Source organism: Verruconatronum alginivorum (genome assembly GCF_056590205.1).
The window spans coordinates 3653979-3677263 of record NZ_JBWPVQ010000001.1; the positions used below are offsets into that span (position 1 = coordinate 3653979).

General features: G+C 60.3%; 21 protein-coding genes and 1 pseudogene. 12 read left to right on the top strand and 10 right to left on the bottom strand.

Annotated features, from left to right (window positions below):
- Positions 1-137 precede the first annotated feature (137 nt).
- Positions 138-821, bottom strand: coding sequence for a metal-dependent hydrolase (locus ACWUI2_RS12970; protein ID WP_486983276.1), 684 nt, complete (start codon positions 819-821; stop codon positions 138-140).
- Positions 822-947: 126 nt separating this feature from the next.
- On the opposite strand from ACWUI2_RS12970, the gene ACWUI2_RS12975 reads away from it, so the two are divergent.
- From ACWUI2_RS12975 to ACWUI2_RS12985, 3 genes are read left to right on the top strand one after another with little or no spacing between them, the layout of a single operon-like run.
- Positions 948-1373, top strand: coding sequence for a hypothetical protein (locus tag ACWUI2_RS12975; protein ID WP_486983277.1), 426 nt, complete (start codon positions 948-950; stop codon positions 1371-1373).
- A 23-nt stretch (positions 1374-1396) separates the two neighbouring features.
- On the top strand, positions 1397-1864 hold the full coding sequence (locus ACWUI2_RS12980; protein WP_486983278.1) for a hypothetical protein: 468 nt from the start codon (positions 1397-1399) through the stop codon (positions 1862-1864).
- A 28-nt stretch (positions 1865-1892) separates the two neighbouring features.
- Positions 1893-2954: a hypothetical protein gene (locus tag ACWUI2_RS12985; RefSeq protein WP_486983279.1), complete on the top strand. Its 1062-nt coding sequence runs from the start codon at positions 1893-1895 to the stop codon at positions 2952-2954.
- A gap of 67 nt (positions 2955-3021) precedes the next feature.
- Here ACWUI2_RS12985 and ACWUI2_RS12990 read toward each other — a convergent pair whose 3' ends face one another.
- Positions 3022-3690 (bottom strand): Fic family protein, encoded by a 669-nt coding sequence (locus tag ACWUI2_RS12990; protein WP_486983280.1) that lies wholly within the window; start codon positions 3688-3690, stop codon positions 3022-3024.
- Positions 3691-4186: 496 nt separating this feature from the next.
- Positions 4187-4717, bottom strand: a pseudogene (locus tag ACWUI2_RS12995) (AlbA family DNA-binding domain-containing protein); the annotation flags it as partial.
- On the opposite strand from ACWUI2_RS12995, the gene ACWUI2_RS13000 reads away from it, so the two are divergent.
- Complete coding sequence (locus ACWUI2_RS13000) at positions 4686-5498, top strand: sulfite exporter TauE/SafE family protein (protein WP_486983281.1); 813 nt, start codon at positions 4686-4688, stop codon at positions 5496-5498. The pseudogene ACWUI2_RS12995 and the gene ACWUI2_RS13000 overlap by 32 nt on opposite strands.
- A gap of 49 nt (positions 5499-5547) precedes the next feature.
- A complete protein-coding gene (ruvC, locus tag ACWUI2_RS13005) occupies positions 5548-6129 on the top strand; it encodes a crossover junction endodeoxyribonuclease RuvC (RefSeq protein WP_486983282.1) in 582 nt (193 codons plus the stop codon).
- A 300-nt stretch (positions 6130-6429) separates the two neighbouring features.
- On the opposite strand, the gene ACWUI2_RS13010 is transcribed toward ruvC, so the two are convergent.
- Entirely contained in the window at positions 6430-7218 is a 789-nt protein-coding gene (locus ACWUI2_RS13010; protein WP_486983283.1) for a helix-turn-helix domain-containing protein, read from the bottom strand.
- Between the two features lie 120 nt (positions 7219-7338).
- Complete coding sequence (locus ACWUI2_RS13015; protein ID WP_486983284.1) at positions 7339-9894, bottom strand: DNA translocase FtsK; 2556 nt, start codon at positions 9892-9894, stop codon at positions 7339-7341.
- 69 nt (positions 9895-9963) lie between these two features.
- On the opposite strand from ACWUI2_RS13015, the gene ACWUI2_RS13020 reads away from it, so the two are divergent.
- From ACWUI2_RS13020 to ACWUI2_RS13035, 4 genes are all read left to right on the top strand, one after another.
- A complete protein-coding gene (locus ACWUI2_RS13020) occupies positions 9964-10923 on the top strand; it encodes a type I phosphomannose isomerase catalytic subunit (protein WP_486983285.1) in 960 nt (319 codons plus the stop codon).
- Between the two features lie 20 nt (positions 10924-10943).
- Complete coding sequence (locus tag ACWUI2_RS13025; protein WP_486983286.1) at positions 10944-11477, top strand: NADPH-dependent FMN reductase; 534 nt, start codon at positions 10944-10946, stop codon at positions 11475-11477.
- 110 nt (positions 11478-11587) lie between these two features.
- Entirely contained in the window at positions 11588-12280 is a 693-nt protein-coding gene (locus tag ACWUI2_RS13030) for a hypothetical protein (RefSeq protein ID WP_486983287.1), read from the top strand.
- 43 nt (positions 12281-12323) lie between these two features.
- The gene (locus ACWUI2_RS13035; protein WP_486983288.1) at positions 12324-14417 is read left to right on the top strand and encodes a hypothetical protein; all 2094 of its coding nucleotides are present in this window, start codon (positions 12324-12326) and stop codon (positions 14415-14417) included.
- A gap of 80 nt (positions 14418-14497) precedes the next feature.
- On the opposite strand, the gene nusG is transcribed toward ACWUI2_RS13035, so the two are convergent.
- The 5 genes from nusG to ACWUI2_RS13060 all read right to left on the bottom strand — a co-directional run bounded on the left by nusG (position 14498) and on the right by ACWUI2_RS13060 (position 18655).
- Positions 14498-15004 (bottom strand): transcription termination/antitermination protein NusG, encoded by a 507-nt coding sequence (nusG, locus tag ACWUI2_RS13040; protein ID WP_486983289.1) that lies wholly within the window; start codon positions 15002-15004, stop codon positions 14498-14500.
- 5 nt (positions 15005-15009) lie between these two features.
- Positions 15010-15441: a type II 3-dehydroquinate dehydratase gene (aroQ, locus tag ACWUI2_RS13045; RefSeq protein WP_486983290.1), complete on the bottom strand. Its 432-nt coding sequence runs from the start codon at positions 15439-15441 to the stop codon at positions 15010-15012.
- Between the two features lie 592 nt (positions 15442-16033).
- Positions 16034-17254: a sialidase family protein gene (locus ACWUI2_RS13050; protein WP_486983291.1), complete on the bottom strand. Its 1221-nt coding sequence runs from the start codon at positions 17252-17254 to the stop codon at positions 16034-16036.
- Entirely contained in the window at positions 17254-17970 is a 717-nt protein-coding gene (locus ACWUI2_RS13055; RefSeq protein WP_486983292.1) for a type II secretion system protein, read from the bottom strand. Before ACWUI2_RS13055 ends, ACWUI2_RS13050 begins: the two co-directional genes overlap by 1 nt.
- A 190-nt stretch (positions 17971-18160) precedes the next feature.
- Entirely contained in the window at positions 18161-18655 is a 495-nt protein-coding gene (locus ACWUI2_RS13060; RefSeq protein WP_486983293.1) for a hypothetical protein, read from the bottom strand.
- Between the two features lie 326 nt (positions 18656-18981).
- On the opposite strand from ACWUI2_RS13060, the gene lnt reads away from it, so the two are divergent.
- The 3 genes from lnt (at position 18982) to prmC (ending at position 22896) form a co-directional block, all read left to right on the top strand.
- Positions 18982-20655, top strand: a complete 1674-nt coding sequence (gene lnt, locus ACWUI2_RS13065) for an apolipoprotein N-acyltransferase (RefSeq protein ID WP_486983294.1) — start codon at positions 18982-18984, stop codon at positions 20653-20655.
- Positions 20656-20941: 286 nt separating this feature from the next.
- Positions 20942-22027 carry a peptide chain release factor 1 gene (prfA, locus tag ACWUI2_RS13070; protein WP_486983295.1) on the top strand — a complete coding sequence of 362 codons (1086 nt, stop codon included), beginning with the start codon at positions 20942-20944 and terminating at the stop codon, positions 22025-22027.
- A gap of 17 nt (positions 22028-22044) precedes the next feature.
- Complete coding sequence (prmC, locus tag ACWUI2_RS13075) at positions 22045-22896, top strand: peptide chain release factor N(5)-glutamine methyltransferase (RefSeq protein ID WP_486983296.1); 852 nt, start codon at positions 22045-22047, stop codon at positions 22894-22896.
- The last annotated feature ends 389 nt before the right edge of the window (positions 22897-23285 follow it).

The following is a 23285-nucleotide window of genomic DNA, read 5'->3' on the forward strand; positions in this document are numbered from 1 at the left end:
CAGATTTCAAACCACTAATCGAGGAAGGGCGATTTGGGCGGGATTTTTCGACCATTCAAGCCGTCGGCGGGGATCGAGGGGGGCGGCTTTGCCGGGGCGGAGCCAACCCCGCTACCTCTTGCGACGGCGAAGATGACTCAGAGCTCGAGGGACTCTCCGGGTTTGAGGCATTTGCCGGTCGCTCCGGCGGCGGTCGCGAGGCGGGCGAACTCTTCGCCGTCGGCGGCGATGATCGGCCAGGTGTCGTAGTGGACCGGGACGGCGATGCGGGGTTTCAGGAACTCGACCGCTTTGACGGCGTCGGCGATTCCCATGGTGAAATTATCTCCGATCGGAAGGAGGGCGACGTCGATGCGGTCGAGTTCGCCGATCAGCTTCATGTCGAGGAAGAGTCCGGTGTCGCCCGCGTGGTAAATGGTTTTTCCATCGATGGTGATGAGGAGTCCGGCGGGGTTGCCGAGGGCGATTCGGCCGGCGTCGGAGCCGAGGCTGGAGCCATGATGGGCGATGGTGAATTTGACCCGTCCGAAGGGGAATTGATGGGCGCCGCCGTGGTACATGCCATGGGTTTTCAGGCCTTGGGAGCCGAAGTATTGGGCGATTTCGAAGTTGGCGACGATGGTGGCATCGTTGCGGCGGGCGATGTCGGGGGTGTCGCCGACATGGTCGTCGTGCCCATGGGTGAGGAGCACGAAGTCGCATTTGACCTCCTCCGCCGAGACGGTGGCGGAGTCGTTGCCGGTGAGAAACGGATCGACGATCAACCGATGGTCGCCGCTTTCGATGAAGACGCAGGAATGTCCAAGGTAAGTCAGTTTCATGATTCTTTTTCGCTGTCGGTGTTGCTGATTGGTTTCCGGGCGGGCAACTTATTCCGCCCGCGAGTGTCCAAGATACCGGTTTGGCCGCGGGTCAACAAGTGTCCAATCGCAACTGAAGTTCATTCTATGGTTATTAAATTGATTTTTTCGATGTTGGTGGTCGCTCTCCTGGCCGCCTGTTCCACTCCGCAAACCCGGGCGAGGAGTCACGCCGACCTGATGGAGAGCCTGACTCCCGAGGAGCGGGCGCAAGTCGAGGCGGGGGAGGTCGATCTCGGGTTTACCGAGGAGATGGTGCTGGTTGCCCTCGGGAAACCGGACCGCCGTTTCACCGAGCGGACCGCCGAGGGGGAGCGTCTGGTTTGGTCGTATCACGCCCGGGGCGGCATGTCGGGTTTGTCGGTCGGTGTCGGCACCAGTGTCGGCGGCCGCGGATCGGCCATGGGCGGCGGCGTATCGGTCGGTTCCGGCGGCCGGGGCCGGGCGGAGGAACGGATGCGGGTAACCTTTTCGCAAGGACGGGTGATCGGCATTGAAAGTTCCGCCAGGTAGTATTCAATGCAATCGTGATCACCATGAAAATATCCCACGAAAAGACCGGCTTTCGCCGGACGGCGCGCGGTTTGGCCGGAGTGTTGCTGGTCGCCCTGTTGGCGGTCGGCCTGAGCGGTTGCGCGACGGCTACCCCCGAACGACGGATCCAACAGAACCAGAGTTTCTTCGAAACCCTCTCGCCCGATGAGCAGGAGACGATCCGGGCCGGGCGGGTTGAGATCGGTTATTCGCCGGAGATGGTCTTTCTGGCCTTGGGCGCGCCCGACCGGAAAGTGACCCGGAGGACGGCCGATTCGGAAGGGGAGGTGTGGATTTACCAAGGACGGTTTCTGACGACGGAAACCGTCCGGGTGCATGACCAATACGGACGGTTTCGCCCCGTCCGTCCGGCCATGTATCTCGACCGGACGGTGGAAAACGTCTATACCCGGGCCCGTCTGGAGTTCGTCCGGGGGAAATTGGTGTCCGTCGAAGAGACGAGCCGCTGAGAGAGCCCACCAACCGGAGCGAAAAGGGATGAGAGTTTTAGTCACGGGAATGGCGGCGGGCATGGACGATGCCACCTACATCGATCAAGTCGTTCAGCTCGGCGTGCAGAACGGCCGACAAATCAAGGTCTTCGACGCGATCAAGGAGTTTACCAAGGACGGAAAGAAGCCGTTGGAACGTTTGTTGGGGACGACCGATTACGTCTTCGAGCTGACCCGGGAGCGGGAATATGAGAAGATCGGATTCGAAATCGCCACCCACGGATACGAGCATGTGATCGTCCGGGCGCCGGCCACCATCGAGTGGAACCGGATCAACCGCAAGTTCAAGGACCATCGGATCATCCGCGACTTCATCCGGCCCGATTTGATCGTCACGTTGATCGACGCGGAATGGGTGATCAAAAAGAAGCTGGAAACTCTGGCCGGGGCCGACCGGTTCCTGAAGGCGTTGAAGGAACGGAACCACACCATTTACGAGATTCTGTCGTGGATGAACGAGGAAGTTTCCCTCTCGGAGGATTGGGCGAAATACATGGGGATTCCCCACTATGTCGTGGCGATCGGGGAGCCGCCGGAATGCCTTTATAAACTGGCGACCGAGAAGAATCCGTGGGTGGTTTACGTCAGTTATTCAATGACGTATGGCACGCCAGAAATGCGGGCGGTGGTCGACCAAGTGATCAGCCGCCTCCGGGAATACGCGGTGGTGGTCGATCCGCAGACGGTGGAAATCGGCAAGGAATTCAAAACCGTGGCCGACAAGGAGGCGATTTACGCCTACACGGTTCATCGGGACCTTCATTGGTATGTCGGCAAAGTGCATGCCGTGGTGGCGATCCATCCGTATCCGGAGCGCCCCCCGTTGTCCGCCGGGATGATGGACGAACTCGGTCATGCCCGGGATTACATGAAAACCCGCTACATGATTTTCCCCCGCGGGTTTTCACCCTTCACGACCGACAGTTACATCGAGAAGGGGCATCTTTTCGAAACCCCCGACGACTTTTTCAATTATCTCGACCAAGTCGAAAAGCGCCCGAAATTGACCGACACCTACGTTTTGCAAAGCGAAATCGTTTTGAACTGAATCCGGCCGCGAACGGTGGCGGGCGCGGTGTGGCGAGGGATAGTCGCTATGGGTTAGTCTAATGAGGCTAGAGTGGTCGTGGTTGTTCGAGTGTCTTTCTCCCGGCTGCTGTCAGGCGGTATTTTTGCAGGCGGCTGGTCGGTTTCCCGGGAAGGGTGCGCTCGATGAGGCCGGCATCGAGTAGGGGCAGAATGTGACGCTTGTAATTCACATAGACCGAGGCGAGGCCCGCCGCTTTAAGAAGCTCGGTTTTCGTGCGCGGCGATTGAGCTGCGGCATGGAGTATCACCATTACTTGCTCACCGACTTGCTCACCGACTTGCTCACTGACTTGCTCATCGCTTCGTGTTGGCGACTCTAGTCCCGACTGAGCCCTGGCTTTCATGGCTGGTCTTAGCGGCAAGGTAAGCCGGAAACCTTCCCGGGTATCTTCGAAGAGGGGGTGGGCCCCGCTGGTGTAGGCGGGGAGGTATTTGTGGATGTTGATCACGCCGGAGCCCAGTTCGTCGAAGCGGCCGAGCTGGATCATAAATTTGCAAAGGGAAGGGTTTTTCGGGTGGGAGGCGAGGTTGTCGGGCGTGATGGGGCGGTGGAAATATTGCGTTGCGGGGTTGTCGAGGACGACGCGGTCCTCGTAGATCAGCAGGCGGCCGGGCGTGGCGTTGCGGTAGTCGCGGTGGGCGATGATGTTGGAGATGGCTTCGCGAAAGATGCGCTCTCGCAGGCTGATGCTCATGTCCCCTTCGAGATGAAAGGGGTCGTTGAGGCTCCACGAAGCCCATCATGAGGTCGTAGGCGTCGATGAGGTTGGTGCGGATCATAAGCCGGTCGTCGTAGCGGTCGAGGTTGCGGCGGCGAAGGAGACAGTCGAATTTGTAGGCGGGGGCGGCGCGCTGGATGGCGAGGTCGTTGCCGAAGAGAAGAATGGCGGCGAGGGTGAGAACGGGCGTGTGCGCGGTGGAGGACTCGGCAAGGAGGCCGGCGACATGGAGCAGTTCGGTGTCGCCGAGGGCCAGCCAAGGATGCTTTTGGTTCCGGGCGCGCATCAGTTCGCGGGCCCGGTCGAAGAGCTCGGGACGCAGATCATCCAGCGAAAACGAGGGCAAGGGGGTTTGCTCGGGGAAGATGCCGAGTTTGCGATTCAAGAGTCCGGCCAGTTGATGGGTGCCTTTGACCCGGTAGTCGCCATCCTCGCTGCGAAGGAAAATTTCCCCTTTGTGACGGTGAATCTGCGAGCTGAGAGGAACATGAAGGACGATGATGATTTTGCCGTCCAATGGCTCAGCCCGCGGGAAAAGCAGGAAAGGGGGATCGAGTTTTTGGGGATTGTTGGAGCAGTCGGCGATTTCGCGTTTGAGCCGAGCCACGGAGCGTTCGTCGACACCCGTGACGTTGCCGTCGTCCTCGATGCCGAGATAGATCGTGCCGCCGTCGGTGTTGAGGAAGGCGCAAACGGTGTCGAAAAGGTTTCCCGGCAGTGCGTCCCGGGCCGCTTTGAACTCGACCCGCAAGCCTTCCTGGAGCGGTCTTGCGCCTGCGGATGTTGATACGGCGGGTGCATTGCGCTCCATGCGGCGGGGGCGGGCCCTGGGGGGGGCCGTTGTTTTGGGGTTGGCGGTTTTCATCTGGTTGAAAAGGGGAAGTGAGCGGGCGACGTTGGCTGTCCGAACCTCACAGTCTGTGAGATAATGATGGAAATTGGTTAAAACGTCAACTCGATGCCTGGGTTTGATGAAGAATCCGGGAGACTTCGCCGTTGCCATCGTCGGCGGGCGGTGGCAAATGTTGCCGGTGGAGTATTGGCAATGGGGTTTGGCCTTACTGGGGGCTGCTTGTATCGGTTTTTCCAAGACGGGAATCGGCGGCGTCGGGATTCTGGCGGTGGCGATTTTCGCGAACATTTTGCCGCCGAAACAGGCGGTCGGGGTGGTGCTGCCGATGTTGATTTGCGCCGATGTGGTGGCGGTGCTTTACTACCGGCGGCACGCCCAATGGCGTTATCTGTGGCGGCTGTTTCCGTGGACGGCGGCGGGGGTGGTTGCGGGATTCCTGGTTCTCGGCCGGGTGGGGGACCGGGAGACCGGGGCGATCACCGGTTTTTTGTTGGTGGCGTTGGCGGGATTGCACATCTGGCGGGTTTGGATTTACAAGGCCCGGCACGGCGGAGAGCCGCCGGTTCCGGAGCATCCGGCCTTCGCGGCCGGGGTCGGCATCGCGGCCGGATTTACCACCATGGTTTCCAACGCGGCGGGGCCGATCATGGTTCTCTATTTGTTGGCGATGCGGTTGCCGAAGATGGAATTCATGGGGACCGGGGCGATTTTTTTCCTGGTGATCAATCTCTTCAAGGTGCCGTTTGGGGTGAATCTCGACATCATCAACACCGGGTCGTTGTTCTTCAATTTGCAGTTGCTTCCGTTCGTCCTCGGGGGCGCCTTGGCCGGACGGTTCGTGCTCGGTTACATCGAGCAACGTTTGTTCGAGCGGTTGGCCTTTTTGTTCACCGTGGTGGCGGCGGCCCGGTTGTTGGCGGTCTCGCTGTGAGCTCCGGCGCCTTGACCCTCCGGCGGAAGTTTGCTCTTTAAGTGGGGCAATGGCCCGCACATCCGTCCGCGATCTCTGGAAAGCCAAAATCGAAGGCAAACTGCAACCCTCCGCCGGTTCGTTTCAGATGGACGGGCGGCGGAAGCCGTTTCGCGGGCAGGTGCTCGGGATCGATCCGAGTTTGCGGGGAACCGGGTTGGCGCTGATCGAGTTTATGCCGGGAAAGCCGGCGGTCTTGTTGCATAGTCGGACCCTTCGTCTGAAGTCGACCGCCACGATGGCCGATTGTTTGGGAGAGATATTCCGGAGCGTGGATCGGATCGTGCGCGATTATCTGGTCGATCACGTGGCGTTGGAGCAGACCATCTACGTCCAGAATTTCCAGACCGCCCAGATCCTCGGGGCGGCCCGGGGAGCGGCGATCGCGGCGGCGGCAGTCGGGGAAAAACCGGTTTTCGAATACGCCCCGTTGCGGGTCAAGCAGGCGGTGGTGGGGGTCGGCCGGGCGAGCAAGGAGCAGATGGCCAAGACGGTGATGGGGATGCTCGGCCATGGCCGAACCTTGGCGCTCGACGAAGCCGACGCGGCCGGGGTGGCCTTGTGTCACGCGATGACCTACCGCGGGGAGTAGGTAGGTCCAGTCCGAAAAGGGTTTGCAGTGACCGGACCGGCCCGGAAACAAACCCCACCGCTCTAGCGAGCGGTCCCCCCCCTCTCAAGAGGGGATCTTTTTGTAAGCAGTTCCCCTCTTGAGAGGGGGGGACCATGCGCGAGCATGGTGGGGTGTGTCACCGCTGTTTCAGCCAAGCAGAACGCCCGAAACCCTTTTCGGATACCCTCTAGGTAGCAAGAGCCCGCGAACCCGGCCTCCCTGATCGTCTATCGTCTATCCGCTATCGTCTATGCGCTTGGCGCCACGCGCCACGCGCCCTCAGTTCTGCGGATAAATGATCCGGCCGGGGCCGCGGCGGGCGCCGAGGGGAACCCGTTCGCCGTTGTGTTCGAGGTCGAGGAATTCGGAGTTGGAAATCCGCACTTCGGTCTGTTGCTCGAATGGGATCCGTTGCCGTTGGCCCGACGGAAGAGGGCCGCGGAAAAGTTCCTGGCGGGTGGAGACCTCGGTGACGGTCACGGAAAGGATGTCGCCGCCGTTGGCGATCAAGGTCAGTTCCTCGCCGACGCGGGTCGGTTCGGCGGCGGTCACGGGTTCGTCCGAACCCGAGCGAAGCACGGCGAGGACGACGAAGATGATGACGGCGACCAAGACACCGGCGCCGGCCAGGGCGGCACCTCCTTTGATCAGGGAAGCCCGGTCGAAATTGTTGTATTCCAGTCCGCTTTCAGTGGCGCTCGCCGGGGCGGGGGGCTGCCGCGGGGTGAAGGCCGCCGGGGCGTCGGCTGGTTTCCCCGACTCGCCGCCGGATTCGGGGGCGAGATCCATTCGGCCGAGGAATTCGCGGCTTTCCGTGCGGGCGACCTTGCTTTCGCCCATCTTGTAGGCGTTGTAGTCGGTGATGATTTTATCGCCGTTCAGCTTGAGGAACTTGGCGTAGGAGCGCAAAAAACCCCGGATGTAGACCTCCGGGATGTTCAGGTCGAAAGAATTGGTCTCGAATCCGCCGAGGTATTCGCTGCGGATTTTGGTTACCTCGGAAGCTTCGCGGAGGGAAATGCCGCGCCGCTTGCGGGCCTCTTCGAGTTTTTCGCCGATGGATTGCATAAAGAGCTGATTAAAGGATTTGCTTCTGGAAGATCAATCGGGAAAGCGAATGAAAATCGAAGAAGGTGTTGATCTTGGTTGGTTGACAGGTTCGACGGACAGGGACTGCGTTGGCGCCGATCATAAAGATTCGAGATCGACGAGAATTTCGCGCGGACTCGATCCGTTTTCGGGTCCAACGACACCGCGTTGTTCCATCAGTTCCATTATTCGTGCGGCGCGGTTGTAACCGATGCGCAAACGCCGTTGGAGCATCGAGGTCGAGGCCCGTTTGGTGGTGCGCAGGACTTCGAGGGCGTCCTGGAACAATTCGTCGCTTTCCTCGCCGCCCCCCATGCCATCCTCGTCCTCTTCTCCGCCGGAATCGACCTGGCGCTGGACCTCTTCGGCGAATTGAGGCGGACCGTTTCGTTTAAGGAATTCGACGATGTCGGTGATTTCGTCGTCGGAGACGAAGGCGCCTTGGGAGCGGATCAGGCGCGAGGATCCCGGGGGGAGAAACAACATGTCTCCCCGGCCGATCAAGGTGTCGGCGCCGCCGGTGTCGAGAATGGTGCGGCTGTCGACTTTGGAGGCGACTTTAAAGGAGATCCGGGAGGGGAGGTTGGCCTTGATGACGCCGGTGATGACGTTTACCGACGGACGCTGCGTCGCGAGGATCAAGTGGATGCCGGCGGCCCGGGCGAGCTGGGCGAGGCGGGCGATCCCGGTTTCTATTTCGGCCGGAGCGACCATCATCAAGTCGGCCAACTCGTCGATGATGCAGACGATGTAGGGAAGGGTTTTCGGGATTTCCATTCCCTCCTCGGGTTCGACTTCCGGGGCGATCGCCTCGGGGAGGTTGCCGTCGATCTCGTTCGGCTCCGCGGCGGCGGCTTCCTGGGCGGCCTTCTCGCGTTCCGCCTTTTTTTTCTGATAGGCGTGGAATCCGGCGATGTTGCGGACGCCGATTGTGGCGAAACATTGGTAGCGGCGCTCCATTTCGGTGAGGAGCCATTTGAGGGCGCCGGGAACCTTTTTCGGTTCGGTCACCACCGGGATCAGCATGTGGGGAAGGTCGTTGAAGACCTTCATTTCCACGATCTTCGGATCGACCATGATAAACCGCAGTTGCTCCGGACTGGCGTGATAAAGCAGGGAAGCGATGATGCTGTTGATACAGACCGTCTTTCCCGAACCGGTGGATCCGGCGATCAGGAGGTGGGGCATCTTGGTGAGGTCGGCGACCAGCGGCTTGCCGCTGACGTCTTTGCCGAGTCCGATCGGAATCTCGGCTCGGGAGCTGCTCCAATCCTCAGATTCGATGATCTCGCGGAGGCAGACCGGTTGCGGTTGGCGGTTGGGGATTTCGACCCCGACGCAGCCTTTGCCCGGGACCGGGGCGAGGATGCGGACCGCGAGGGCCTTCAAGCCCATGGCAATGTCGTTCTCGAGGCCCTGGATCTTGGAAACCTTGGTGCCGGGGGCGGGCAGGATGTCGAAACGGGTGATGACCGGTCCGACGTGGATCTCGTCGACGGTCGCCTCCACGCCGAAGGTGGCGAGGGTGTGGATGAGCGCCTTGGCCCGGTCCTCGTGGTTTTCGCGGTCGTCGGTGGCGACCGGCTCCGGTTTGGCCAACAAATCGAGGGTCGGGAAATGGTAATCGCCCTGGCGCTCCGGGAGTTTCACCGGTGCTTTGCGGGGAGCTTCGCTCTTGATGATTTTTGGCTTCGGCAACTCGCGGGCGGGCGGTTCCACCTGGGGCGGAGGGATCGCTTTCGGATTCGGGCGGGGCAACGGCGGGGAAATATCGGCCGGTTCCTCGGCGGTTTCGAGGGTGGTGGCAGGTGGAACTGCCGGGGAGCGGGCGGAAGCCGCCCGGGCGGCCCGGGCCGACGGTTTGGGCTTGGCGGCGGGGATGGGTGCTGCCACTTCGATCGGGTTGTCGCCTTCGAGTTCCCGTTCCAACTTCTCTTTGGCGGAGAGTTTGGCTCGCTCCTCCTTCTCTTTGCGCTTCCGCTCCCGTTCCTTTTCCTTCTCCACCCGCTTCAATTCCCGCTCCTTTTCGCGGGCCTCACGACGCTCGGCTTTCCGGGCGGCCCGCTCGGTTTTCCATTCGCCGTAATGGAAAAAAAATTTCCGGGCGGCTTCCCCGATGTTGTTGGTGAAAAGGAGAACCAGGGAAAGAATGTTGACGATGGAGGTGGCGAGAAGGGAACCGAAGACCCCGAAGTTGTAGCGGAGGAGGTTTTCGTAAACGAGGCTGCCGACCGCGCCGCCGGAACCCCGGCGGTAGATTTCCGCGTCCTGGAACAGGGTCGGCTGCATGCTCAACAGAACCGAGGTGGCGAGTGCGGTGGTCAAGAGGGCCACTACCTTGAGCACCCCGAGTTGCCGGGGGAAGATGAGGAACATATAGCTCAGGTAGAAACTGCCGGCGGCGACCAGCCATCCGGCGCCGCCGAGGAGGAAAAAGCTCCAATAGGCTAATTCGGCGCCGAAACGGCCCCCGAGATTTTCAGCCGTCGGGTCGGTGGTAAGACGGGTGCTTTGTTCCGGGTCGAAATGCCACAACGAGACTAGGGCCCAGAGCGCCAGGACGAAGAACACGCACGCCCAGACAGGCCGGCAGCCGCTGTGCGGTTTGTCGAAACTCGGTGTTGAAGATTTTTCCTTTGCTTTAGCTTTTGCCATGAACCTCAGTTGGGGCAGCCTTTTGTCAATTGACGGCTTTGCCAAGAACAATGTAAAAACCGAACGCTGATGAGATCGCCACTGTTTTTCGAGCCAATTTATCAGGAACGTGTCTGGGGAGGGGAAGGACTCGCCTCCTCTCTCGGACGCAAGCTACCGGCTGGCAAAAAGATCGGGGAGAGTTGGGAAATCGTCGATCGCCCCGAGGCGCAATCGATCATCGCCCGGGGACCGGCCCGGGGAAAATCGTTGCGGCAGGTCATCGAAGAGGCACCGGCAGAGGTGATGGGACCGAATTTTTCCCCTGACCGACCGTTCCCCGTATTGGTCAAGTGGCTCGATTGCCAGGACCGGCTGAGTCTCCAAGTCCATCCTCCGGCGGAGATCGCCCCGCGACTCGGGGGCGAGCCGAAAACGGAAAACTGGTATATCGCCGAAGCCGTGCCGGGAGCCCACCTGATCGTCGGTCTGGAACGGGGCGCCACGCGGGAACGGTTCGAACAAGCCATTCGGGAAAACACCGTGGAGGAATTGTCCCATCGATTCCCGGTGCGGGCGGGGCATTCGATCCTGGTGCGCAGCGGGCAGATCCACGCGATCGACGCCGGAAACCTGATTCTTGAGATCCAGCAGAATTCCGACACCACCTACCGGGTTTATGATTGGGGGCGGACCGGTCTGGATGGCAAACCGCGCGAATTGCACGTGGAGGCGTCGCTCGCTTCGATCGATTTCGACGATATTGAGCCGCGACCGGAGGAACCGGTGGAAGGAGACGCGGTTTTGGCCGAGTGCCGGGAGTTCGTCATTCGCAAGTATCGGATGCCGCCGGGTCGGAGCTTGAGCTATCCCGGAGGAGGCGAACCGCGTTTGGTGCATCTGGTGTCAGGGCGGATTTCGATTCGCGGGAAAGATCAGGAACCCGCGGAGGCCCGACGGGGCGACAATTTCCTGCTGCCCTTCGCGGGGGATTTCGAACTGGTGGCGGACGAGGAGACGGTTTTGCTCGTGACCAGTGATTTCGTCTGATCTCGCGGCGCTATTTTACCATGAAGTATTTGATCATCAGTTGCAGTTTGCATCCCCGGAGTTTAAGTCGGTTGTTGGCGCGTCGATTGGAGGAAAAACTCCCCGGAGCTGAAACCGCTTTCGTCGATCTGGCCGATTTCGAATTGCCGTTGTGCGACGGCACCACGGCGTATTCGCATCCTTCGGCCAAGGCGCTGGCGGAGAAAGTGAACGCAGCCCGTGGAATCGTGTTGGCGTCACCGATTTATAACTACGACCTGAGTGCCGCCGCCAAAAATGTGGTGGAGCTGACCGGTCGGGCCTGGACCGGAAAAGTGGTCGGTTTGTTGTGCGCGGCCGGCGGTCGGAGCAGCTATATGGGCGGGATGTCGTTCTTGAACAGCTTGATGCTCGATTTCCGCAGTTTCGTGCTGCCCCGTTTCGTTTATGCGCCCGGGTTGGTTTTTGGGGCTGAAAATGTCATCGACGAGGAACTCGACAAGCGGATCAAACAATTGGCCGACGAATTGGTTCGAGTCACCGAAGCGCTGTTCCCGGACGAGTCGTCGGATTGATCTGTCGAGATTTTCCGGTTTTTTGATTTTTTCTTTTTTTTGGAGTTGACGGGGATCGTTTTCCCGCGCATCAAGGGGTTTTAACGTATTGAAAAAACGAATATACCCCTATGAACCCCGCGAAGAAGATCTTCCCGTTTCTCCTGCTGGTTGCCGGTTCTCCGGCCTTGACGCTAATCGCCTCCGAACCCCCGGCGCCGTTCTTGATCGCCTCCTGGACGTTCGAAGAGAATTACCTCGGGGAAAACGTCACCGGGTCGTCGGTCGGCCCGATCTCTCCTGATATTGGATATGGCGCGGCGACTGGTTTTCATGCGGATTCTTTGACCTCCTGGAGCAGTCCCGTCGGAAACGGATCGGCAAAGTCGCTCAACTCGAACCGCTGGTCGGCCGGTGACTTTTATCAGTTCGAAGTGAGCACCCTCGGCTATTCGGGGCTTTCGTTGAGTTGGGCGATGATTCGGAGCAGTACGTCCTCCCCCGGAGAATGGGAACTCCAATACAGCATAGATGGAGACGAGTTTTTGGTGGCGGGCGAATCTTTTACGATTCCGTCCGGCTCCTGGGGAAGCACCTCCACCCATGCGGGAAGCCTCCGGAGCGCCGACCTTACCCAGCTGACTGGCTTGGATAATCAGGAAAGCGTCTTTTTCCGTTTAGTGGCGTTGTCGGACGGAACCAATAACGGGAGCACGGTCCGCATCGATGATTTTTCCGTGATGGCGATTCCGGAACCGAGCGCTTATGCGTTCGGTCTCGGGTTGCTGACCTTGGTCGCGGCCGTTTACCGTCGTCGGCGGTAAACGGTAGCTCTTTAGTATCCAAAATAGATTACAAATACCCCTTATGAACCGAATGATCCTGTGTTTGGTGATGGCCGCGTGGGCTGTTCCCTTTTTAAACGGTGCGGAGGTGGCGGTTTTCACCGGACAGCCGACGATTGGCGGAAAGACCTACCTCCTGGCCGGGTGGAACTTCAACGAGGCGACCGCGGGGCGGGAAAGCCAGTTGGCGGTCAGTCATGGGCTGGGGGAATTGACCACGAATTGGGACGAGGCAAACGTAACGGATTTCGCGGGAACGTTGGTCGGCCGGTTCGATGCCGATCCCGCCGGCCGTGATCTCGGTTTGCGAAACGGGGTCGATTCGGTCAATGAAGGCCGATATCTCCAGTTCACCTTGGACATGACCGATTTCGGTGGATTAGCGGTTTCGTATGCGACCCAGCGATCGAACAGTGGATTCACCACCCACGAATGGTGGTGGAGTCTCGATGGCGAGGTGTTTCTTCCAGCGGGATCGTTGGAGCCGGGTGGTAGCTACGCTCTGCGAACCGTTGATTTTTCGGGAATGCCCGAATTGGATGATGCTGGAGTCGTCTATTTTCGATTAGTTCTGACCGGCTTGCCGGCATCCCCGGCCTCGACCGGAAATAATCGATTCGATAATATTCAATTTCGCGCAACGGCGATCAATGGTACGGTTTCGCCCGGCAGGGCGGCCGTGGTCAATGCGACCCCTGGAAGTCCCTTTTTCGGCCGCCCGTTATTCATGCCGGGGGAGACGCAGTCGGTGGCGGTGGTTCTATCGGGCAACGAGACGGGGACGGCGGTGATTGAGTCGTTTGAGTTGGCGATGCCCGCTGGTTGGAGCGCGGCGGACGAGGTAGTGCTCTCGGGGCCCGGTTTGGCGGAAGCCCATGTTGAGGCGGCGGGAACGGTGGTGGTCATAACGGGTGCTGGTATCGGCCCCGGGGATTCGGCAATCGTGGAGTTGAGGGGAGTGTTCATCTCGGCGCCATTCGGGCTACCGGAGAGTTTCGGTGAGTTTGAAATCACGGTCGAAACGGCGGAAGCCGGGAAAGAACGGGGACCGATCGCCGCCAAGCCTGCCGGGTGGACCTTGATCCCCTTGGAGGCGATCCGGGCGGTGGATGAGGGCGGGCAGGCGTCGGCGTTGGGGAAAACCGTCCTGGTCGGCGGGGTGGCAACGGTCAATTCGGGTGTTTTCCACAACGAGGAATTTTCCTTTTTCATGCAGGACGAGACCGCGGGTGTGGCCGTTTTTCATCCGTCGATGATCGAAATGGGGATCGAAGCGTCGGCCGGGAACCGATATGGCGTCGTCGGACGGGTGGGTCAGGAACGCGGTCTGACTCGGATTGAATTGTCGGGCCCGAGCGATTTGCTTTTCCTCGGAGCAGTGGGCATGCCTGAACCGCGGGTGAAGACGATCGCCCAACTATTGGCCGCACCGGAAACGTTGGAAGGGAGTTTGGTCCGGATTGTCGGTATCACGAAAACCGGAGGTTCGTGGGCGATGCCCGGGGCCAACGGTACGGTGACGGTTACAGATGGGGCCGGAATCCTCGGGCTCGACCTGTATCTAAATCGGTTCACCGATCTTTCATGGATGGCCGAACCGGCCTACCCGGTCGATGTGGTGGGGATTTTCAGTCAATTCAAGACCGCGGCCCCTTTCATCGGAGGGTATCAATTGTGGCCGAGGGGGGCGGTCGATATCTTGCCGGCGAGTGAGATACCGGCTGGATTCGATGGTTGGCGGCAATTCTTTTTCCCAGATGAGTTGGAAAACTCGGCGATCAGCGGAGCTGCAGCCGATCCCGACGGGGACGGGGTGGTGAACCTCCTGGAATATGCGTTCGGCGGCACTCCCGACGAGAATTCGCGGAGCTTGCTCCCCCGGGCGACTCAGGTCGACGGAATGCTGGCGATCACCTTTTGGAGGTCGCGCGACGCGGAGGATTTGATTTATACAGTGGAGTCGTCGGTGGACCTGGAGAATTGGACATCCTTGTGGAGCAGCGTGGATCATCCCTACAATTCGCTCGATGACGTGATTGAGGAAACGGTTTTGGATTCCAGCGCGACCGAAGGGGATGCCCGACGTTTCCTGAGATTGGTGGTCGAGCTGGATTGAGAAGGCTCCGGCTGTCGAATGGTTGTCGAGCGTGCAGCCGTCGCTGGCCAGTCGAAGGTGGTGCGGGGACGCACCCGCCTTTAAACTTCGACGGTTTTCAAGTGGTCGGGCGAGAGGCGGACATGCACTCCTTGTTGGAGGATGTCGACAGATACGACGATTCCGCGAGGGCTACTGGGATCGTCGACGATGCCTTCCACGCCCCAAAGGGGGCCCGCGGTGACGATGACCCGCATCCCTTTTTCCAGTGGCGGGCAGAGGGACAACTCTAAGCCGGATCCGATGAGGGTCTTGACCGCTTCGATTTGGCGAAGAAACGTGGCTTCGTTTTCCACGGGCAACATCCGGACCAGGTGGTCCTGTTGGTGGGCCCTCGGTTTTTCGACCGGGGGTATTTTGGCGAAGACGTAGCCGGGGAAGAGTGGTTTGGTGAATTTCTTGGTATGGGTGCCGTAGCGGCGGACGCTCAATGCAAGGGGAAGGTAATATTCATACCCTTCCATCTCCATGAGGTTGGAAAAGCGCTTTTCGCATCGGGGTTTTGTGTGGCAGACGTACCACTGCGGTTCGGTCGGTGAATCGGGCATGCGGGTCAATTCGAAGTCAGGAAGCGGAGGGCGGCCGCGTAACCGAAAAAGCCGAGACCGGAGATGACACCGCGGCAAGAGGGGGCGGTTAATGAACGGTGACGGAATTCTTCGCGTTGGTAAATATTGGAAATATGCACTTCGATCGCCGGAATGCCGGTCGCGGCCAACGCGTCGCGTAAGGCGACGCTGGTGTGGGTGAGTCCGCCCGGATTGATGATGATTCCGTCGTAACCTCCATCCGCCAACTCGCCGAGTTTGTCGATCAAAGCGCCTTCGTGATTCGATTGGAAAAAAAACAGTTCGCTTTGGTCGGAGCCGGGAGCTTGGCGGAGCATCTGTTCGAGGTCGGCCAAGGTTTGCCGGCCGTAAATGTCCGGTTCGCGCTTTCCGAGGCGGTCGAGGTTCGGCCCGTTGATGACGGCTATTTTTTTCATAAGTCTGAAGCGGAATCGCCTGAACGGTTGGTTGCGAGTCCGAATGGAGGCTGTTGCAGGCGACTACGCACTAATGCAGCCGACTTTAGGTGGAGATGGCGGATTCTTCAAGGGCATTTACGGGTGGGTGACAAATAAAGGAAATGTTGAAAAAGAAGCAGCCGCCCTGGCGTTATACGCCGGGGCGGCTGCCCTTCTTCACTCCGTCTCTCTCTCCCAACGACTCAACCTTCGGCCGTATAGCGGCGACCGTCGGTGGCCTCCTGCCGTCTTTCCTACGGTTTGTTTTTCTCCTCCCGGATGAGGGGAAAGGATGAAACGATTGGTTCTTGTTCGTCTGTCCATTTCCTCCTCATCACGCTGGCAATATAGCGTCCGTCATCCACCTCTGCCATCAGGGGGCGCCCCGATAGGGGGCACGGTAAAATTAAGCATTGGTCGGTCCAAAAGAAAAGTAGGGTGAATCAGGGCGGTAAAAACAGCTCGGAGCTCGGGTTTGACCTCTGATTTGGGGAACGAGCGCAAGCGTATCGATCCCCGGGAGGTCCGTCCGTTAAGGGAATTTGATGGGCGGCGAGCGGAAGCCTCGGTGTTACGGAGTTACGTTCCTCATTTGAAGGCGGGCGGGGCCGTCGGTGGGAGATTCGGTCCAGAATACCAGGACGCGCCCGTCGAGAGGAACGACGCGGGGATGGCTGGCGTATTCGGTTTCCGGCGACAACTGGCGGAGATGGTTCCATGATTGCCCGGCGTCTTCGCTGATTGCGACCTTGATGATCCGATTGCCGTTCTCTTCGGGAGAATCCCAAACGACCGCCGCCCGTTCTCCGGAGAGGAAGGCGATGTCGGTATTGCAGGGACCGGCGAAAGGTTTTCCCGGCATCGGCGTCCGCCGCCAGTTTTCGCCGCCGTCCAAGCTGCGGAGGATGTAGGCTCCGGCATGGTCGGGGTGGCCCGTCCAGACCGTGGCTAGCAGGACGTCGTTTCCGTTTGCGTCGTTTCCAAAGGCTAAGCCGGCGCCGACATGGGGACAACCAGGAAAATCCCAGCCGAAATCGCCCGCGTGGCCGAGCAAACGCCAGTCCGTTCCTCGGGGGTCATTCGCGATCGCGACTCCCATGTCGCTCGGATCTTGATCGCGGTAGAGGACCATCAGGTTGCCGTCCGGCATGAATTGCAGGTTGTTCCAACAGCAGGCGCAAATATGGGGATCGATGGTGGAGCTGACTGACCAGCGCCCGCCTGCCAGCGGCAGGCTGGCATGACGGAGGGACCGGCTGTCGCCGTCGGCGTGAATCCAGACCGCATGGAAACCGTCGCCGTTGGCGTTGACCGCCGGGAAGCGGAAACCTTCGTCCGGTCGGCCGCCGACCCCGGGGCCGGCCGTCCAGGTTTCGCCGCCGTCGTTCGATCGGGCGGTGGCTAAGGGCCCGCTTCCCCACGGACCTTTCCCTTGGGCGGTCCAGAGCACCATCAAATGGTCTCCCGAAACCGCCAGGCGCGGGTCGTGTCCCCGTTGGTGACGCCCGGGGGAGGCGTGATCGGTGGGAATCCGGATCGGCAAAGACCACGTTGCGCCGCCGTCGCCCGAGCGGGTGTGGAACAAGTTCAGGTTCGCCCGGCCGTCTCCATGACCCGGTTGGGCGAAGAGCAGGTGGACATGGCCGTCGGCGACGACCACGTCGAAGGCGTTGCCGGCGGAGAAATCGCGCGGTTGGTCGACCGGATCGTTCGCGGCGAGGACGGAGGTGACGAGCCCGACGGCGAGCGCGACGCCGAGGAGTCGGCGGGCTGAGAGGATGGATCGGTTCATCAGTTCAGGTCCCACATTTCGTCCTTGTAGGCGGGATCCTCCGGGTCGGTGATCCCGTTGCCGAACCATTCTCCCGGGAGTCCCGGATAGAAGGGAGCTTCCATCCGCATTGAGCGGGCGTGGCCGTCCATGAACGCGACGCTGACGGTCGGCTGGCCCTGGCGGTTGTGCCGCGGATTGGGTCGGCCGATATTGGAGGTGGTGGTGGCGGAGGGGGGCATCAAGTGGGTCGCCAACGTCGGTTGCAACGCGTCGGTGATCCCGGCGTCGGCCACCGCGACGGTGGAGGAGGGGTGGCGGACCCGTTCGATCGGTTGCCAATTCAGGTAAGTGTTGAGGCCGTAACTCGCCTCGCGGTCGAGTTGGTCGTTGCTCGGGCAATGCCAGATTTGGTCGCCGGCCGTGTCGTGGTTGGAGGCTCCGGAGTGGAGATACGGATAGAGCAGCTCCTTGCGGTCGGTGCCGGATTTCCATCCCGGATAGACCCCGTGGTCCTGGGCGTAAAGGTAGCCGGCGAGGGCGATTTGGCGGACGTTGCTGACGCAACGGGCGGTTTTGGCCTTTTCCCGGACCGATGAGACCACCGGGATGAGGATGCTGGCGAGGATCCCGATGATGGCGATCACCGTCAGGAGTTCGATGAGGGTGAAGGCTCGATTGGAGCGCGCTTGGCGGCGGATCCGGCGGTTGGCCGGGAATGAAATTGGAAAATGCATGGAAAAAGATGGCCGCGGAGGGCCGTGGAAAAGTTATGGATCGATTGCCCCCGGTTGAGGGGGAGTTGTCAGTGGATTCGTGCTTCGTCATCGGCTCTCATCGGGCGAAAGCCCGATGCTACAAGGAAAGGCCGATGCTGGGCGGAAGGCCCGGTCCTGGGCGGGAAGCCCGATGCTACACGGGAAAGAGCTAGGCTCTTACTGACTTCGGGGGCGGGGAGGGGAGGGAAGGCGGGGCGTCGGCCGGAATTGTTTCCGCGGCCAAGCTGAAGGAAATCGGAGTGGGCGGGGAGGGGAGTTGGAGATCGTTGCTCTTCAGGAAAACGAGCAGCCAGGAGAAAAAGGAGAAGGCGCCGGCGAACTTCGCGCCGGAACCGGAGGATTCGGAGGCGAGGATGGCGTTTTCGACTTGGCGGCAGACGCCGCAGGGGGATTCGCCGCTGATCGTTTGTTGCGCGGCGGCGGTCCAGGAACGGGTGGCTTCGTGTTGCTGGATCAACATGCCCGACCAGCCGTAAGCTTGGAAAAGGACCAGGTGGAAGTTCAAGCCGAGCACCATGACGGCCAAGAGGGCGAAGGCGGCCAGCCTCACCAGCGGCGATTCGCCCGGCCGCGCCCGTCCAGATGATTCGATCGAAATCGTCATCCGGTGGTCTTTCGATGGCAGTCGCGTCTCTCCGGTCATGGTTTCAGTTTAGAGGAGACTTCGAACAGAAGCCTTGCCCTAAGTCAAGTTAGCCGGAAAAAGCGCGGCTGCCGACGTGTTTTTTACGGATTTTTAGCGGCGTTCATCCGGGCGAAGGTGCGTCCTTGTTGGAGTCCCGCATTTATGCGGTCTTCGCGTCGTGAGAAGTTTGGTCTAGGGCCGAATGTTGCTCCGGCAAGGGAGACGTTCCTTTTCTCACGGGGGCGCCGGTATTCGTGCGTTGCCTGATTCTTCCATCGTTCCGTTTGCCTTGAGTTTGGGCGGTTTTGGGTAAACTCTGTGGGGTTTGGGCAAGATGGATCTTGATGGATATTGAACAACGAAAAGTTCCGGAGTCGGTTTGGACGTGGGGAGCGGTGGGATTATCGGTCCTGCTTTATGTCGTCGCGTTTCCCCCGTTCGACGTGGCGGAGGCGGCGTATGTCTTTGCGGTGCCGTTGCTCGCTTGGCTGTTCCGGCCGCGACCGTTGAAGTTGGCGGCGGCGGCGATTTTCGTTTGGGGATTGCTGTCGTGGTTGATCCTGATCGTCTGGCTCCGGCATGTCACCTTCGGGGGGTATTTTCTCTTGTCGGTGGTGTTGGCGCTTTATTTCAGCGTTTGGTTTCTCGCGGCGTGGTGGACGTTGCCCCGGGTCCGGAACGGAGGGTTCGGATTGCGGTTGGCGGCGATCACCGGCTTGGCGGCTCTCTGGGTGGTGCATGAGTATGTGCGGTCGTTCATCCTGACCGGTTTTCCGTGGTTGCCGTTGGCGGCGAGTCATTGGCAGCGACCGCTCTTGTTGCAGGTGTCCGGCTGGACGGGGGCTTACGGGGTGTCGTTTCTGTTGATCTTCTTCAACCTCGGTTTGGCCTTTTACGTGGATCGGCTGGTCCGCTTCCGCGGGATCGGTTGGCGGCGGGTCTGTCCGGAGTTTTTTGTCGGACTGGCTTTGTTGTTTTTGGGGAGCTTCGGAGTGTTTTACGCGGTTCGTCCGGCGGCGGGGGAGGGGCGTGAGGAGATGTTCCATGCGGCGGTCGTCCAGCCGTATATCCCGCAGACCTTGAAATGGGATCCGACCCAGACCGAAGAAATTCTCCGGACGATCGAGCGGACCACGTTGCGGACCAAAGAATTTCCCCGGCGCCCGGACCTGGTGATTTGGCCGGAGGCAGTGACTCCGCTGCCGGTGGTCGGCAGTCCGGGAATGCGTCGGTGGACCGAGGCGATCGCCGCCGAGATGGAAGCGCCGATGATCATCGGATCGGTCGGGGTGTTGCCCAACGACGATTGGTTCAACGGCATCGTGGCGGTCGATCCGGCGGAGGGGGTGTTGCCGCATCATTACTACAAGCGGAAATTGGTTCCCTTCGGGGAGTATGTGCCGTTTGCGGCGCTGTTCGGATGGATCTCGAAAATCGTGCCGTTGGAGGGAAGTTTCATCCACGGACAGTCGCCGGAAGCGATCACGGTCGGGATCGCCGGACGGGATTTCCGGGCCGGACCGTTGGTTTGTTACGAAGATGTCTTTCCCCGGTTGGCCCGGACCACGGTCGCGGGAGGAGCGGATTTCCTCGTGGTGGTCACCAACAACGGTTGGTATGGCGAGGAAGGAATGCCGTTCCAGCATGCCGCGCATTCGGTGTTGCGGGCGGTGGAGACGCGGCGTCCGGTCTTGCGGAGCGGCAACGGAGGGTGGAGCGGATGGATCGACGAATACGGGGGTATCCATGATGTGTTGGTCGATGACGGGGGCTCGATCTACTTCCGGGGGGCGAGTGTTTTCCCGGTAACCCGGGATCCCGCCTGGGTCGACCGCGCCTCTGTTTACGTGCGTTACGGCGATTGGTTCGTCGCCCTGTGCGTCCTGCTCGTCGGAGCCGGATGGATCGGGCGCCATACGGTGTGGCGCGGGCATTTCAAGTCGGGACGCGAATCGGACGACGGCGGGCTTTCGCGAAACCCAAGAGAGGGAAACGCGTTGGGAACATTACGGGGGTGACTTGCGGGAAGGAGACGCTCACACACCCCACCGCTCTGGCGAGCGGTCCCCCCCTCTCAAGAGGGGATCCGGCAAGACGGTCTCCTCTTTTCATCGCCATTCTGATCATGCATCAACCCAAGAGCGTGCTTCAGTAAGTCCCTCGTGCGTGTGAATTCGTGTTCATTCGTGGTTGAAATCGGTGCCTACTGTCCATCCAGGATGAATGGTTCGCGCCTTCTCGGTTGAAAATCGGCCGAGAACCGTTCAACTTCTAGCCTTTCCCGGAATCCGTATCGCTCAGCTCATGAAAGGCCTTCCCGACATTTTTCCCATCCGCCAACGCTTCGAGGAACTCGACGCGCAAATGGCGTCGTCCGATTTTTACTCCGACCAGCGCAAGGCGGCGGCGGTTTCGCGCGAGCACCAGAAGTTGCAGGAGGTCCTGGCGGCCTACGACGAACTCGATCGCCTGGTCCTTGAAATTGCCGAGCACGAGGAGATGGTCGCCGACGCGGGCGGGGATTCCGAGCTCAAGGAATTGGCGGAAATGGAGTTACCCGGAATGAAAGAGCGCCAGGAGTCGTTGAAACAGCAGATTCTGATCGGAATGATCCCGCCGGAGGAAACCGACTCGCGCAACACCATCGTCGAAATCCGGGCCGGAGCGGGCGGGGACGAAGCTTCGCTCTTCGCCGCCGAACTTTACCGGATGTATTCCCGCTTCGCCGAAACCCAAGGGTGGCGCAACGAACAGATGCACGCCAGCTACAGCGAGCGCGGCGGGATGAAGGAAGTGGTTTTCCACCTCACCGGACAAGATGTTTACAAGACGATGAAATTCGAGAGCGGGGTTCACCGGGTGCAACGCGTCCCCGACACCGAAGCGAACGGACGGATCCACACCTCGACGGTGACGGTGGCGGTTTTACCGGAGGCGGAGGAGGTCGATGTCGCAATCAATCCCGACGATCTCGAAATCTCCGTCTGCCGGGCGAGTGGCCCGGGAGGACAAGGGGTGAACACCACCGACTCCGCCGTGCAGATCCTTCACAAACCGACCGGGATCATCGTCAATTGCTCGGACGAGCGGTCGCAGTTGAAGAACAAAGCGAAGGCGATGACCGTCTTGCGCTCCCGCCTGTTGAAAGCGAAGGAAGAGGAAGAACGGGCTAAATACGCCGCCAACCGCAAAAGCCAGATCGGCACCGGCGACCGCAGCGAACGGATTCGCACTTACAATTTCCCGCAAAGTCGCCTGACCGACCACCGGATCGGCCTCACCCTCCACAGCTTGAACCAAGTGATGGAAGGAGAACTCGACGAAGTGGTCGAAGCCCTGCAGAAAGCGGAATACGAGGAGAAGATCGAGACGCTGCTGACCCAAAGTTAACTCCGTCGATTCCCTGAATGATCACCCTCCTCGAGGTCTTGCAACGGTCGGCCGGTTTTTTTGAAAAGGCCGGGATCGACACCCCGCGCCTCGACGCCGAATGGATTCTGGCCGACGTGCTCGGTCTGAGCCGGATGGGACTTTACCAGCAATTTGAGCGACCCTTGACCGAAGCCGAACTGGAGAAAATCCGTCCCCTGGTGAAACGCCGGTCCCGGCGCGAACCCTTGCAACACATCCTGGGGTGGGTCGAGTTCTACGGACTCCGGATCCAAGTCGATCGCCGGGCGTTGATCCCGCGTCCCGAAACCGAAGAACTGGCCGACCTATTGGCCCGCCTGCCGCCGCCTCCCCCCGGATCGATTCTCGACCTCGGCGCCGGAAGCGGGGCGTTGACGCTGGCCCTTGCCCGGGCGTTTCCCCAAGCCGTCGTGACCGGGATCGAACGCAGCCCGGAGGCGCTGGCCTTGGCCCGGGAAAACGCCCGGGCCAACGGCTTGGACGAACGGGTCGCATTCGAGCCAGGCGACTGGTTCAAACCGTTGGAAGAGGGGAGACGCTTCGATTGGATTGTATCCAATCCGCCTTACCTGACCGAAGAAGAATGGCGGACCGCCGAGCCGGAAGTCCGGGATTTCGAACCCCGTGAAGCCCTGGTCGCGCCCGACGACGGATGCGCCGACCTGGAACGCATCATTCGAGAAGCCCCCCGCCACCTGGCCCCCGGCGGCCTGCTGGCCCTGGAAACCGGCATCGACCAACATCGCCGCCTCACCGCCGCCGCCCACGCGGCCGGTTTCGCGGAGATCGAGTCGAAACAAGACCTCTCCCGCCGCGACCGCTATCTCCTCGCCCGTTTGCCATCGTAAAGGATCCCGACTTTCCAATCCGGATTTTCCTCTCGGAGGGGCCGTGCCGTGGACGCATGTGATTGAATACAGTTTCCGCGCGGTCCAAAGCCCCGAGGGGATATTTCGGTGGAGGCAACGTTTGCTTTTTTTAAACATGGGTTGACTCTCGTTCCGCTGTCCGGTGTTATCACGCCTAATACAACCCATCTACATTATGGCCCACCGCATTTCATCCCCTTCGGATTTCGCTACCCGCTTCATTCTTCCTTTGGATGGTAATTTAATATTCGCGGACCTCGGGCGCGCTGGATTTGCGGCTGCTGGAGTCTGCGGAGGGTGGTGAAAGTGTTCAACTTCTTTTTGTTTTTGCTTTATAGATTCGATTCTTGGGCGGTTAGGAGTCGTCA

What these genes read in the sequence shown, in the direction of transcription:
- ACWUI2_RS12970 (WP_486983276.1), bottom strand. Translation starts at nt 821, where the DNA reads ATGAAACTGACTTACCTTGGACATTCCTGCGTCTTCATCGAAAGCGGC.
- ACWUI2_RS12975 (WP_486983277.1), top strand. Translation starts at nt 948, where the DNA reads ATGGTTATTAAATTGATTTTTTCGATGTTGGTGGTCGCTCTCCTGGCC.
- ACWUI2_RS12980 (WP_486983278.1), top strand. Translation starts at nt 1,397, where the DNA reads ATGAAAATATCCCACGAAAAGACCGGCTTTCGCCGGACGGCGCGCGGT.
- ACWUI2_RS12985 (WP_486983279.1), top strand. Translation starts at nt 1,893, where the DNA reads ATGAGAGTTTTAGTCACGGGAATGGCGGCGGGCATGGACGATGCCACC.
- ACWUI2_RS12990 (WP_486983280.1), bottom strand. Translation starts at nt 3,690, where the DNA reads ATGAGCATCAGCCTGCGAGAGCGCATCTTTCGCGAAGCCATCTCCAAC.
- ACWUI2_RS13000 (WP_486983281.1), top strand. Translation starts at nt 4,686, where the DNA reads ATGAAGAATCCGGGAGACTTCGCCGTTGCCATCGTCGGCGGGCGGTGG.
- ruvC (WP_486983282.1), top strand. Translation starts at nt 5,548, where the DNA reads ATGGCCCGCACATCCGTCCGCGATCTCTGGAAAGCCAAAATCGAAGGC.
- ACWUI2_RS13010 (WP_486983283.1), bottom strand. Translation starts at nt 7,218, where the DNA reads ATGCAATCCATCGGCGAAAAACTCGAAGAGGCCCGCAAGCGGCGCGGC.
- ACWUI2_RS13015 (WP_486983284.1), bottom strand. Translation starts at nt 9,894, where the DNA reads ATGGCAAAAGCTAAAGCAAAGGAAAAATCTTCAACACCGAGTTTCGAC.
- ACWUI2_RS13020 (WP_486983285.1), top strand. Translation starts at nt 9,964, where the DNA reads ATGAGATCGCCACTGTTTTTCGAGCCAATTTATCAGGAACGTGTCTGG.
- ACWUI2_RS13025 (WP_486983286.1), top strand. Translation starts at nt 10,944, where the DNA reads ATGAAGTATTTGATCATCAGTTGCAGTTTGCATCCCCGGAGTTTAAGT.
- ACWUI2_RS13030 (WP_486983287.1), top strand. Translation starts at nt 11,588, where the DNA reads ATGAACCCCGCGAAGAAGATCTTCCCGTTTCTCCTGCTGGTTGCCGGT.
- ACWUI2_RS13035 (WP_486983288.1), top strand. Translation starts at nt 12,324, where the DNA reads ATGAACCGAATGATCCTGTGTTTGGTGATGGCCGCGTGGGCTGTTCCC.
- nusG (WP_486983289.1), bottom strand. Translation starts at nt 15,004, where the DNA reads ATGCCCGATTCACCGACCGAACCGCAGTGGTACGTCTGCCACACAAAA.
- aroQ (WP_486983290.1), bottom strand. Translation starts at nt 15,441, where the DNA reads ATGAAAAAAATAGCCGTCATCAACGGGCCGAACCTCGACCGCCTCGGA.
- ACWUI2_RS13050 (WP_486983291.1), bottom strand. Translation starts at nt 17,254, where the DNA reads ATGAACCGATCCATCCTCTCAGCCCGCCGACTCCTCGGCGTCGCGCTC.
- ACWUI2_RS13055 (WP_486983292.1), bottom strand. Translation starts at nt 17,970, where the DNA reads ATGCATTTTCCAATTTCATTCCCGGCCAACCGCCGGATCCGCCGCCAA.
- ACWUI2_RS13060 (WP_486983293.1), bottom strand. Translation starts at nt 18,655, where the DNA reads ATGACCGGAGAGACGCGACTGCCATCGAAAGACCACCGGATGACGATT.
- lnt (WP_486983294.1), top strand. Translation starts at nt 18,982, where the DNA reads ATGGATATTGAACAACGAAAAGTTCCGGAGTCGGTTTGGACGTGGGGA.
- prfA (WP_486983295.1), top strand. Translation starts at nt 20,942, where the DNA reads ATGAAAGGCCTTCCCGACATTTTTCCCATCCGCCAACGCTTCGAGGAA.
- prmC (WP_486983296.1), top strand. Translation starts at nt 22,045, where the DNA reads ATGATCACCCTCCTCGAGGTCTTGCAACGGTCGGCCGGTTTTTTTGAA.